Source organism: Saccharothrix syringae, from assembly GCF_009498035.1.
Lineage (GTDB): Bacteria > Actinomycetota > Actinomycetes > Mycobacteriales > Pseudonocardiaceae > Actinosynnema > Actinosynnema syringae.
In genome coordinates this window covers 1,025,885-1,037,407 of the sequence record NZ_CP034550.1, presented here as the reverse complement: position 1 = coordinate 1,037,407, position 11,523 = coordinate 1,025,885, and the positions used below count along the sequence as shown (strand labels likewise).

At 66.6% G+C, this 11,523-nt stretch carries 12 protein-coding genes; 3 read left to right on the top strand and 9 right to left on the bottom strand.

The genetic code is table 11. The features are described from left to right. Nucleotides 1-115: 115 nt before the first annotated feature. The 8 genes from EKG83_RS04920 to EKG83_RS04885 form a co-directional block, all read right to left on the bottom strand. Nucleotides 116-1,315: a tyrosine-type recombinase/integrase gene (locus EKG83_RS04920; RefSeq protein WP_033430096.1), complete on the bottom strand. Its 1,200-nt coding sequence runs from the start codon at nt 1,313-1,315 to the stop codon at nt 116-118. A gap of 36 nt (nt 1,316-1,351) precedes the next feature. Continuing rightward, nucleotides 1,352-1,546, bottom strand: coding sequence for a helix-turn-helix transcriptional regulator (locus EKG83_RS04915; RefSeq protein ID WP_033430097.1), 195 nt, complete (start codon nt 1,544-1,546; stop codon nt 1,352-1,354). A 20-nt stretch (nt 1,547-1,566) separates the two neighbouring features. Beyond that, complete coding sequence (locus EKG83_RS04910; RefSeq protein WP_153277880.1) at nt 1,567-3,171, bottom strand: replication initiator; 1,605 nt, start codon at nt 3,169-3,171, stop codon at nt 1,567-1,569. Beyond that, nucleotides 3,168-4,637, bottom strand: a complete 1,470-nt coding sequence (locus EKG83_RS04905; RefSeq protein WP_033430098.1) for an FtsK/SpoIIIE domain-containing protein — start codon at nt 4,635-4,637, stop codon at nt 3,168-3,170. Before EKG83_RS04905 ends, EKG83_RS04910 begins: the two co-directional genes overlap by 4 nt. Before the next feature lie 305 nt (nt 4,638-4,942). Then, nucleotides 4,943-5,875: a helix-turn-helix domain-containing protein gene (locus EKG83_RS04900; protein WP_170191809.1), complete on the bottom strand. Its 933-nt coding sequence runs from the start codon at nt 5,873-5,875 to the stop codon at nt 4,943-4,945. A gap of 301 nt (nt 5,876-6,176) precedes the next feature. Continuing rightward, on the bottom strand, nt 6,177-6,461 hold the full coding sequence (locus EKG83_RS04895; protein ID WP_051765383.1) for an AMED_5909 family protein: 285 nt from the start codon (nt 6,459-6,461) through the stop codon (nt 6,177-6,179). Further along, complete coding sequence (locus EKG83_RS04890) at nt 6,461-6,778, bottom strand: hypothetical protein (RefSeq protein WP_051765366.1); 318 nt, start codon at nt 6,776-6,778, stop codon at nt 6,461-6,463. Before EKG83_RS04890 ends, EKG83_RS04895 begins: the two co-directional genes overlap by 1 nt. Nucleotides 6,779-6,783: 5 nt before the next feature. Beyond that, nucleotides 6,784-7,245 (bottom strand): hypothetical protein, encoded by a 462-nt coding sequence (locus EKG83_RS04885; protein WP_033430100.1) that lies wholly within the window; start codon nt 7,243-7,245, stop codon nt 6,784-6,786. Nucleotides 7,246-7,427: 182 nt separating this feature from the next. Between EKG83_RS04885 and EKG83_RS04880 the strand changes: the two genes are divergently transcribed. From EKG83_RS04880 to EKG83_RS04870, 3 genes are all read left to right on the top strand, one after another. Further along, nucleotides 7,428-8,327 (top strand): DUF5919 domain-containing protein, encoded by a 900-nt coding sequence (locus tag EKG83_RS04880; protein WP_033430101.1) that lies wholly within the window; start codon nt 7,428-7,430, stop codon nt 8,325-8,327. After that, nucleotides 8,314-9,108: an inositol monophosphatase family protein gene (locus tag EKG83_RS04875; protein ID WP_033430151.1), complete on the top strand. Its 795-nt coding sequence runs from the start codon at nt 8,314-8,316 to the stop codon at nt 9,106-9,108. Before EKG83_RS04880 ends, EKG83_RS04875 begins: the two co-directional genes overlap by 14 nt. 397 nt (nt 9,109-9,505) lie before the next feature. Beyond that, complete coding sequence (locus EKG83_RS04870; RefSeq protein ID WP_153277879.1) at nt 9,506-10,519, top strand: hypothetical protein; 1,014 nt, start codon at nt 9,506-9,508, stop codon at nt 10,517-10,519. Between the two features lie 302 nt (nt 10,520-10,821). Here the strand turns inward: EKG83_RS04870 and EKG83_RS04865 are convergent, their stop codons facing one another. Further along, complete coding sequence (locus EKG83_RS04865; RefSeq protein ID WP_153277878.1) at nt 10,822-11,523, bottom strand: DUF6338 family protein; 702 nt, start codon at nt 11,521-11,523, stop codon at nt 10,822-10,824.

Here is an 11,523-nt window from a genome sequence, read left to right as displayed (position 1 = left end):
TGAAGCCCCACGTAGGCCGTCTCCAGGCCGTCTGAGCTGGAGAGGCCGCCAGACGCTCCACAGGCCGAGGGCCGGACGACTGTCTCAGTCGTCCGGCCCTCGGTCGTTCCGGCCGTCATGCCGCTTCCGCCAGCTTCGCTCCGAACACCTTGTCCACTGCCGCCCGGGTCCGCTCGTGGCTCGCGGGCATCAGGTGCGTGTACACCCGAAGAGTGAATGCCGGGTCAGCGTGCCCCAGGTACTCAGCGAGCGCCCGGATGCTGACGCCCTCTTCCAGGAGCGACGAGGCGTAGAAGTGCCTCAGCGCGTGGAAGCCCTCAGCGCGACCTGGCGCCTTCACTCCGGCCGCCCTCAGGGCCGGTTTCCACACGTGGTGGTTGAACGAGTGCCGGTAGAGCTGCTTGGACTCACGCGTGTAGATCATCAGTGGCACCGTCATGGGCTTGCCGTCAGGTGCGCCCCAGGGAAGCGTGATCGGCAGCGGCTTGTATTCCTCCACATGCGCTTTGATGGCATCCGCCACGCTTGCGGCCAGAGGAACATCACGGGTCTTGCCGTGCTTCGGCGGCGCGAAGACCATCTTTCCGCGCACGATCTTGATCTGCCGCAGCACGTGAATGACACCCTCCGACTCATCCACGTCATCGGGCGAGAAACCGAAAACCTCACCCTGCCGCAGGCCACACCCCGCACCGAGGTTCACCGCGACGCGGTACCGCTCCCCCAGGCTCGCGCGAACCGCGTGCACTCGCTCTTCCACCCACGGGACGATCTTCGGGTACTCGCCCCGCGGCTTGATGACCGACTTTCCGTTGCACGGGTTCTTGCGCAGCCGCTCGTCGTCGATGGCAGCGGTGAAGATTGCCGAAACGTTGGCGAAGATGGTCCGCCGGTACGTCTCGGCCAGTCCCTTCTGCTGGAGCTTCCGCTCCCATGCCTGGATGGTGGACGGCTGGATGAGGCGCAACTCCGTGTCACCGAAGTAGGGGTAGACGTGCAGCTTGAGCCGGAACTCCACACCCTCGCGCGTGGACTCGTCGAACGTCCTCGCGCCGATCCAGTGCCTCTCGGTGTAGTCGCGGAAGGTGATCCGGCCCGCGTTGGGGTCCAGGTAGGTCCCCTTGTTCTTGTCGGTCTCGATCTCGTGCAGGAAGGCGTCAGCCGCAGCCTTTTGCCGGTCCGGGAACGTCTTCGAGCGTTCTCGACCATCGGGGCCGGGAAAGCGCACTTTGTACCGCATTCCCTTGCCGTACTGAGGCGTCTTTTCCCGCTTGCCGTCCTTGACAGTCCACCAGCGGTCTTGCACGTGTCCCACGACAGACTTCTCCCGTGTGTCGAATTACCGAAAGTTCTAGGCCGCGTTCTGGTCGAGGTTGTTGAACCACTCGCGGACTTCAGTCGGGTCCCACCGCAGGTGTTTACCGACCTTACGGGCCGGTGGCCCGTAGTTCTTGGTGCGCCAACCACGGATGGTGTGCACCGGTACGCCGAGGAAGGCCGAGAGATCGTCAACGCCCCACAGCCGGTCGAACTCGTTCCCGCTCATTGCCGTCCCCCTTCCGTGTCTCAGGCTGCTTGCGGAACTGCCGAAAGGTCTGGAGGGTCACCGGCCGCGAGCATCGCCCGGTCGTACTCCGCCTTCCACCGCGTTCGCTCCGCGATGGCGTGCATGAGCTGGTGTGCGCGTGGTGGCACGTTGGGGTCGCCGGGGCGGACCTTGTGCCAGACGAGTTGGGACGTGTCGCGTTCCGGTTTTTCGATGCCCGCGGCTTTGAGGGCTTCGAGGACGAAGCGCTTGCGGTCGGCGCGGTGGTCGGCGAGGATCTTGCCGGACCACTTGCGGGAGACCAGGACGCGGCGGCCGGGCAGGCCGAGGGTGGTTCGGCGGTGGGCGCGGCCCTTGCAGTGGCCGGGGGTGGTGCGCGAGCTGGCTCCGCGTGGTTGGACGCCGTATAGCAGCCAGACCGGGCAGCGGTCGGAGCAGGGCGTCACGGCCAGTTCGTCCGCCAGGCGGTCGGCGTGCTGGCGCTGCCGTTCGGTGGTCTGCTCGACCACTTCGCCGATGGACTTGGTGAGGTACTTGGTCAGGTAGCCGATGTGACGCCCGGCTTCTTCCGAGCCGCCGAGGATGCCCTTGGAGTGGACCTGGCGGCCGAACCGCACCACGTGCGCCGGCTCCTCCACCGCCGCCACGCCATCCGCCCACGCCGTCAGCGGTTGGTGGGTGTCCGGATCGACGAACGCCTCCGCTCGTGCGTCCCACACCGGCAGGTGGTCACCGGAGTAGAGGCGCTGGTCGTGGTTGGGCCACCAGACTTGGTGGTAGGTGGCCGCGGTGACTAGGCGGATGGTCTCGTGCGGGATGGAGCCGCGGACTGCGGCGTGCAGGTGTGGCGCGGCCCGCCGCTGGGGTTCGACGGTGGCGAAGTACTGCACGTCCCAGCCGACGACGCGGCGCAGGTTCTGCCACCAGCGGTCGACCAGGGAGGCGAAGTGCACCGCGTCCCGGGCGGCCCGCCGGTAGTCGTAGGTGTCCGGGTCCACCGGGGTGCCGTCGTCGCGGACCTTGCCGTAGGTGTCGAGGGTGAGCGTGACGAACATCGAGGGCCGGAAGCCGCCCGCGTACTCCCGCCCGACCGTGCGCTTCTCCACTCGCCGCCGGGGCAGGTCGGGGGCGTCCTGGCGGCGCTTCGTGGACCGCTTCACCGGCCGCTTACGGGGTGCGTCGGGAGAAGGCAACCGGCCTCGGACACCGAGCTGCCGAAGTTCCGCGTCCACCGAGTGGATCTCGTCCCGCAGCTCGTCCGCATGACCTGCTTCGCCCTGCTCGACCGCATCCCTGTATGCCTTGACCAGGTCGGCACGGAAGGTCAGCAGCTCCGTCTGGTCCTGGGTGGGCGGGCCCGGGGTGAAGTCGGGTTCCTCGGTCAGGTGCCAGCCCTCCCGGCATTGGGCCATTCGCAGCGCCTTGGCCTTGCGCGCGCAGGGCGCACAGGCGCTCTCCACCGTCGACCCACATGGCACGGCGACGTAGCGGACTTCGTAGGTGGTCCGGTCCTCCACTTCCATCGTGAAGGGCCGCACGCACACGCCGTACTTCTCTGCGGCGGCCTTGGCCACGTCCAGGGCGATGGGCTGCCGCATCCGTTCCGCGCAGGTCTCGCCGTTCATGCCGCGTTCCTCCCTTCGGTGCCGTCCGGCCGGGTCGGGAAGTCGTGCACGGTGGCGTCTGCCAGGAACGCGCCCAGCTCGACCAGGTCGGCGTCGGTGACGTGGAAGGCTCGTGCTCGCTCGGGCTCCCGTTGCCCGTCCTGCTTGATCCAGGCCACGCCAGGAGTGTTTTCGCTGATCTCATGCGCCGCCGCGCCCCGTTGCCGGACGCCGTCGCCCAGGACCATGTCGACCTGTTGTGGCTCGTCCAGGCGCAGCGCTACGCGGGTGGTGAACAGGTGTCGGAAGCTCACGACCTCCTTACGCGGGTCCTGCACCAGGCCAACTACGGCGTAGCCGGGTGCGCGTCCCTGGGAGGTGATCGTCTGGATCGCCCGTGCCGCCCTTTCCCGGAGTTGCTTGTCGGGTTGGTAGGCGATCAGGTCGGCCAGCTCGTCGACCACCAGGACAGTGAAGGGCTCCCCGCTTGACCGCACCCACAGCCGCCGGACGCCTCGATAGCGGGTGGCGCGTTCCTTGACCTCTGCGGCGATTTCTTCAAGCAGGGCAACGGCTTCCGGGCCGTTGTCGTAGACGACGCGGTCGAAGGCATCGGGGCACTGCCCGAGTTCCATGCCGCCCTTGGGGTCGATTCCGACCAGCCGGACCAGGCCCGCACGGATGGCCGGGGCGAGTTGCCAGACGATCGACCACAGCACCGAGCCCTTGCCGGCGCCGGGTACGCCGACGACGAGGAGCTGGGAGCCGAGCAGGCGCAGCCGCCACGGCTTGCCCGTTTCCGTGCGGCCGACCGTGACGCGCTTGAGGTCCACCTCGGCATCCGCCAGCACGGACACGGGCAGCGGTCGGGCCAGCGGGTCCCGGTGGATGAAGTCGAGTTCGATCACCCGAGGCCGCAGCACCCGCACCCGGCAGGACCGGGCGTGGAACGAGTGTGCCAAGCCATCGCGCCGCAGCTCCCACACCTCCGGCGACTGGGCCGGGACCATCCGCACTCGGACGCGGTCGCGCCAGCCTTCCGAGCGGACTCGCCGCAGCGTGGGCCGGTACTCCTTGCGCCGGTCCAGCTTGGTCAGGTCCGCCAGGCGCATGACCGTGCGCCACCGGGGCACGTACACCGTGGCCCGCCGCCACTCGGTGACCAGCCGGTACCAGCAGTGCCTCAGGAACGACGTCCGGTCCAACCCACTCCAGATGATCAATGCCGCGACCAGCGACAGCAGCGCCAGCACCAGCGGCGAGAGCCCGAAGCGCCACCAGCACCAGGCCGCCGACACCGGCACCAGCACAACCACCGGGTACCGAACGACGACGAGCACCAGGCGCACGGCCAGCACGACCGCCAGCCACACCAGCGCCACCAACGCGGCGATCCACTTCGCCCTGCCCGGTACCAGCACCCACCACGGCACCCGAGGCCGAGCACCCTCGAACGGAGCCGGATCAACCCACTTCCCACCGCTCATCGCACACCCCCGGCGGGGGCGAAAATCAACGGCAGCCAACCCAGACACGCACAGCAAACAAGCTGGTTAGGCGCATAGATGCCGAATTTCTTGCACGCCCCGCAGGGGCGACCGTTGGAAAGCTTCCACACATTCGGGTTAATCGCGCGACTTGACGCGCGCCCCCCTGTTGCCGATACCCTCGTCACGACCGGATCCCCTCGGGAGAATTTAGACCGGTCACGTGAGTCGCCGGAGAACAGGCTGATCCTGCCAGGGCGTCGGGGCTGTTCCCGGCGACTCACGCCAACCAGTAGTAGGTAGTTTCAGTTCCCTACGCTTGACGCGTCACCGACCTGCTCCGCCAGGCGCGCGATCAATGCCTGCGAATCCTCCGAACTCATCGCGTTGCCCATAAGCAACCTTGCCGCCTTCTGGTACTCCTCAACGTGCCGGGGATCGTCGAGGAAGAGGCTGCACGCCATGACGTCGAAGTGGACCATCGGGCGAAACTCGGGCGAGTGCAACAACGTGAACGAATAGTTCGCCCACGAGCCCAGCAAAGTGTCGCTCCCGATCACCAGCACGTCGATCCCGGCGGTGTTGCCCAGCCAGAACAGGTTCATCAACTGACCCCACGCCGCCGACCGGCCCAGCGCCAGGTGCCGCAACGTCCACTCGTGCACCACGAACGTCGACCGCGCCAACGACCGCCGACCCAGCACCCGCTGGCGCTTCAACCGGGCGGTCACCCGCCGCTCGACCGCATCGACTACCGGATCGGCGCCCTGGCCGAAGCTCGCACGCATATAGTCCTCCGACTGCGCGAGAACCGGCACCGCGATGACCTCGTAACAGAACAGCTCGTGCGCCGCGCCTTCATTGGCGAGCACCACTGGAACCTCATCGGCCCCGCCGGGACCGTGCTCCCACACCAGGCACCCGTCGTCGGTGTCCCGATACAGGCTCATCACTCGCTCAAAGGTCTTCAGACTCACGCGGTAGGCCCCGAGCAGTCGGGCGATGTTGCGCGAGTCGGTTCGCCGCCGCCCCTGCTCAAGGTTCATAAGCCAGTTGAAGGAAAACCCCAACTTCTCCACGAGCGTGGCTTTCTCCGTCGACGACCTATGCCGCGCGGCCCTCAACTCGGCACCCAACGCCCTGCTACGAACGGTCGAGCCCAACCGTTCGTCATCAATACCAATCACAGCAAACCCCGTAGTGATTTGGGCACAGCTCTCCCGTGCCTCGAAAGCCAACCAGCAGTCGCACCTTATGCGCGGGAACTCACAACCTGGAATAGATCGTCGAACGTCATCGGAGCCAACGCCGTCAACGCACCTCCGATGAACGCCGGACCAGGCTGAAGAGAACCGGCACGCACCCGCATGACCGTCGACCGATCCACCTTCATCGCCCGCGCCAACGCGAAGTCGGACTCGAACCGCGCCAACTGCACGGCCTTCCCGAACGCCTCGGTCCGAAGCCGAACCGTGTACCCCGACGGGTCTCTGCGGACAGCGGAACGCCGGACCGAAGTCCGGGACACGCCACGCCTCGTCACTCGTCCTCACCGTCCTCAGAGGACTCGGCGTCAAGCTGACGGGCGATCTCCTCACCCTTCTCCCGTTCACGCTTCGCCCAGTACAGCGCCTCGTGGTGGTGCCCCCGGTCGATCTCGGCAACCTGCGCGTAGACCTCGGCCGACACCCGGTAGAACACCTGCCACCGCGACGGCGCGGCATGCGGCGCGGGCATCACCTTCCCCAGCGCCTCGTGCGCGTCCTTCAGCGTCCGCGCCGCCCGAGCCTTCGCCCACACATCAGGCCGCTTCGGCTGCGCCATCACTGCTCACCACCCTCCACAGGCGCATGCAGGTGATGAGGGCCGGTGGCCTGCCCGCCCGCCGCGACGCGTTCGTTGACCTCGGCCTGGTGGTCGAAGGTCTCCGCCGCGTGCAGCGCCGCGGCCTTGGCCCACCACGGCGTCGACTTCAACGCCGCAAGCTCCCGCCACAGCCGTGCCACCCGCCGGTAGGTCGGTGCGATGCGCGCGGCAGCGGCCGGGTCGTCGGCCGCGACGTAGCGGTTGGCCTCGTGCGCGTCGGTGTAGGCCCGGTACGCGGCCTGCCACTGCGCGGCCAGTTGCTGAAGGTCGGACACAGGGGTCACGCGGCCTTGGCGTCGTTGCCGGCGTTGGGCTTAGCCCCACCCGGAGCCGAGCCCGCCGACCTCCCCACCTGTCGGAACCCGGTCGCCCGGAACACGAACGACTGGTACTTGAACTCGCCGTTGCCCGCCACGCGCGGCTCAGCGGTCAGCCCGTCCAACTCCACCGGCCGCATCCCCGGCAGCACCTCCCCGGTGGTCGGCACCGGCTGCACGTCGGCCAACAGCGTGATCTCGAAGCTCTGACGCTTGGCGTTGGGCTCGTGCGGGTCGGTGACGGTGACCTTCCACTGCCGCTTGCCGGTGGCCTCGTCCACCCGCTGACGCACCGGCCGACCGGCCGCCCTCTCGTCACGCGTCTGGTACTCGGTGTCCGGCCGGACCTCCCCGACCATCACCAGCCCCTGCGGGAAAGCGTCCTCGAACGAGACGGGGAACCGGAACCCCTTGCTGATCGCCATCGGTGTTCGCTCCTCTGACCGGGAGCCGCTTGTTCGCGGCTTGCCCACCCAGATTCGGAGGCCGATGGTCCCGTCCCAGGTCCGCCGAAGTCTCGCCTGACGCGCCGAAGACTCAAGTTGTCTCGTCTTGGTCTCGTCCCAGTGCTAGCCTCGACCAACCGCACCACGTCGGGGGAGGCCAGATGGCCATAGAGACCACGCTGTTGAGGGTGCTGTTGCGTCAGCGCCACATGCAGGGCTACCGCACCTTCTGCAAGGAATACGACCGCATCGCCAAGCAGCTCGACACCGACCTGATCGGCCGCTACCCCAGCAAAGCCCAGTTCTACCGCTGGCTCTCCGGCGACCTGCTCGGCCTGCCCTACGCCGACCACTGCCGCATCCTGGAGAAGATGTTCCCCGGCTGGACCGCCGAACAACTCCTCTCCCCACACGAGGGCGACACCGACAGCCTCATCACCCCACCACAACGCACCGCGGCCTCCACCCCACCCGTGCCGCGCCCGGTCCAGATGCCACAGCAGACCCGCCTGGCCGACGTCACCGCCGTCTACGTCAGCCGCACCGAGTTCCTGCACAACGTCACCCCACGCGCCCTGTTCGACGGCGCGAAGACCATCGACATCGCCGGCCTCTCGCTCAACGTGCTGTGCCAGCAGTACTCCGACAAGGCCCTGCTCGACTCCATCGAGGCCGGAACCGTCATCAGGGCCCTCTTCCTCGACCCGGACGGACGACACATCACCGCGCGGGAGCAGGAGGAGGGCCTACCCGAGGGACACCTCTCCATGCTCACCCGCCTCAACATCGAGGCCCTGCGGCGGGTCGGCGCGAAGGTCTCCCCGGACGCACGCGGGCAGCTCCACGTCCGCGTCTACGACGAGCCCATCCGCTACAACATCCTCATCACCGACCGGACCAAGTGCGTCGTCCAGCCCTACTTGCCCGACGCCCGAGGCGTCGAGTCCCCTACGCTCGTGATCGAGAAGGACGAGGCGGTACCGGGCCTGTTCGCCACCTTCTCGCAGGTGTTCGGCTCGATGTGGGACCGCGCAAAGGAGACCGGTGATGCGACCGCTTGACCAGTTGGCCGAGATCGCGCAAAAGGCCGTGAGCATCGGCAACAATCTGATCAAGCACACCCGCCCTGAGACCGTCACCGAGAAGTCCGACCGCGACACCTACACCGACGTAGACGTACGGATCGAGCAGGACGTGCGCACCTACCTGGCCGAGGCCACGCCTGAGATCGGCTTCATAGGCGAGGAGGGGGGCGCCAGCGGCCAGGCCGCCGACAGCGAGTACGTCTGGGCACTCGACCCGATCGACGGCACGTCGAACTTCGTGCACGGCGTGCCGCTCTGCGGCGTCTCCCTTGGGCTCATGCGAGGCGACCGAGCGGTCGTCGCCGCGATAGTCCTTCCCTACCTGGACCTGCACTACTCCGCTGCTCACGGGCAAGGCGCGTACGTCAACGGGACGAAGATCCAGGCCAGCGAAACCGCAGAGCTGTCGAAGGCCATGGTCGCCATCGGCGACTATGCACTGGGCGAAGGCGCCGAAGAGAAGAATAGGCAGCGCATCGCGCTGACCGCAGCACTGGCCGCCGAGGTGGAACGCATCCGCATGTTCGGCTCAGCCGCCCACGACCTCGTGTGGTTGGCCGAAGGCCGTATCGACGGCGCGGTGATCCTGTCCAACAAGACGCATGACATCGCAGCAGGTGTGCTCATCGCTCGTGAGGCCGGAGCCCTCGTGCTCGACAGCTCCGGAACCCAACACACCTCAGCCGCAACGCACACCGTTGCCGCTGTGCCCGGTATCGCCAAGCCGTTGCTTGCGCTCGTGCAGTCCGCCATCTGACTCGCTGCCGAATTTGGCTCTGGGGGATCAAGGCGCGCCGCCTGCGGCGACGCGCGGCCAGTCCCGGCGCACGTTTGCACCGACTCCCCGCATCGCGGCACGCCGGGCTCCCGCTCCGCTCCGCCCGTCGGCCGCGTGCGGAGTCGGCGCACGCGGACAAGAAGGCGTCGCGCCATGCAGAGGCGAGCTGCAATCAAGCCACTTCCAGCAACCTAGGCCGGGACGATCGCGCGGTCATACGGCTTCGAGCGCTGGGCACGGCGATCGACTGCCGCGCTTGTGAGTAGGTTGACGCCCCATACCGGGCGTCAACCTACTCACAAGCTTGCCCTCGCCGGATGGCATCAGTGATCGGGCCAGCCGGAAGTGGTCAACAGCGTCATGCCATGCTGTACCTATGGCCGATGTCACATTCTTGGGGCAAGCGGAGCCGGTCGACGAGTACGGCCGAGCCCTCTACGCAGTCAGTCGCTCAGTCCTTCGCGCTCTGCTCGACCAACTTGGTCACGACGATCTCGTCGACCTAAATTGTGACAGGAAAGACGTTACCCTTCGTCAGTTGGCCAAAGTTGCTCGACTCCACCGAGACAAGGGCATGAGGGGCGACGGCTTCGAGTGGGCGGTCCACGAAGCAATTGTAGGTGGAGAGCCACGCGTTACAGAACGAATCGCCGATGTATTGCGACGCGTAAGCCCTCGGTCCTTCAAGACAATCGATATGCCAACATCATTGATGTTCGGACACGAACGATCACGATACCTTGGCTTCACCGACGCCGTCGTAGACAATGCCAGCGGCGACGCCGTCCTACTTCCCGACGGCCAGGGCCATCCTTTCAAATTTGGCGCGTGGGTTCCAATTGCAGCCGAGGGCGTAGCCGCCGAGCCTCGCCTACTGGATCGCATTAAGAAAGTTTGGAAGACCGACATTTTCTTGAGCGATGGAAATAAACAACGCTTTGCGGCGGCGACCATCAAAAGCAACTGGCACCAACTCGAAGACGGCAAAGGACTTCGCATCGGGATCGTCCCCGAGGCCCGGGACCTTAATCATCTAGAGCGTCGATTCAACACACTTCACCTTGCGGTTCTTCCAGATCCAGACGGCTTCATGGGCCTCTTCAATGACGGCTACGAGGCCGTCGCAGGGGCTATCTTGAGCATCGGTCGACACGACAAGGCGCCTTACTACCTCAAGCCGAGCGCCAAGGCTCAGCGAATCCAGGCCCAACTGGAGAAATATCCCACCGTCCCAGTGGTTGAGCTAGAACATGCACTAAACGAAGCAGCACAGCAGGGCCTGATCGAGGTACAGCGAAAGCTACTGTCGGTCGAGGCGCCCGAGTGGCTCCACATAAACGAGACACGGGCGCCAGTTATTGCCCCGAAGCCGAAGTTTAGGAGACTATAAAACTTGCTCCGTCTATCCAATAAACAGCCACCATCTCGGCAATATATTGAACCAAGAAGTTAAATACCATATGAACTCAATACGTGTGCACGTGGCCAAGATCAGGCCGTATCCAGGCCGTCAGATGTGGATCAGCGTTGGTCAACGACGGTAAACGTCGAGCAGAAACCAGCAGGTCAGACACGGTGCAGCAGGGCGAACCGCAGGTCGCTGCTAGCCGCTGGCAGTCCTACGACGTGTGATCGACCGGGCGTCGTCGTGGAAGGCCCGGTGCCCCTTCGGGGTGCCGGGCCTTCCGGCTTTCACCGGGTGCGGGTGTCGACGAGGGCGCCGGTGGCGCGGTCGCGGTACTGGACGCGGAGGTACCTGATCTGGGTTGCCGGGATGACGACGCGCGCCCAGCGTTCGCCGATGACGTCTTCGACGTGCTCGTCCGAGCCGTTCGGCGCCTTGCCCGCGTAGACCATTCCCGTGCCCTGCAGGACCAGTTCACGCTCTTCCTGGACGCCCGACGTGGTGTGGGAGCGGAGGAAGCCGAAGAACGACGTGCCGTCGGTGAGCTGGACGTGCACCCACGGCAGGGTGTTCGGCGGGCGGTCGCGGCGGAAGACCTGGCGCCAGGCGGTTTGCTGGTCCACCGAGTTGACCTCCCGGCGGCGGCGGGCCAGGAGGAGGTCGGTCAGGGTGGCGAGGGCGCAGGCCAGGGCCAGTTCGCTCACCACCGAGAAGGTGATCGGGAAGAGGTTGGCGCGTGCGTACGCCGCGCCGCCGGCGACCAGGCGGTCCAGGTCGACCAGGACGTCCGCGCGGAGCAGGGCGTTGGCGGCGACGAGCAGGCCGCACGACAGGAGGGTGAAGACCAGGCTGCCCAGTGCCACCCGGGACGCCTCGCGGAAGGGGGTCTCCTGGTAGCCCGCGCGCCTGCGCTCGCGCAGCAGCTCGAAGACGATCCCCGGCGCGACCAGGGCCAGGAACGACAGCAGCGCGCCCAGGGTCTGCGGCAC

What these genes read in the sequence shown, in the direction of transcription:
- EKG83_RS04915 (WP_033430097.1), bottom strand. Translation starts at nt 1,546, where the DNA reads ATGAGCGGGAACGAGTTCGACCGGCTGTGGGGCGTTGACGATCTCTCG.
- EKG83_RS04895 (WP_051765383.1), bottom strand. Translation starts at nt 6,461, where the DNA reads ATGGCGCAGCCGAAGCGGCCTGATGTGTGGGCGAAGGCTCGGGCGGCG.
- EKG83_RS04905 (WP_033430098.1), bottom strand. Translation starts at nt 4,637, where the DNA reads ATGAGCGGTGGGAAGTGGGTTGATCCGGCTCCGTTCGAGGGTGCTCGG.
- EKG83_RS04875 (WP_033430151.1), top strand. Translation starts at nt 8,314, where the DNA reads ATGCGACCGCTTGACCAGTTGGCCGAGATCGCGCAAAAGGCCGTGAGC.
- EKG83_RS04880 (WP_033430101.1), top strand. Translation starts at nt 7,428, where the DNA reads ATGGCCATAGAGACCACGCTGTTGAGGGTGCTGTTGCGTCAGCGCCAC.
- EKG83_RS04870 (WP_153277879.1), top strand. Translation starts at nt 9,506, where the DNA reads ATGGCCGATGTCACATTCTTGGGGCAAGCGGAGCCGGTCGACGAGTAC.
- EKG83_RS04910 (WP_153277880.1), bottom strand. Translation starts at nt 3,171, where the DNA reads ATGAACGGCGAGACCTGCGCGGAACGGATGCGGCAGCCCATCGCCCTG.
- EKG83_RS04885 (WP_033430100.1), bottom strand. Translation starts at nt 7,245, where the DNA reads ATGGCGATCAGCAAGGGGTTCCGGTTCCCCGTCTCGTTCGAGGACGCT.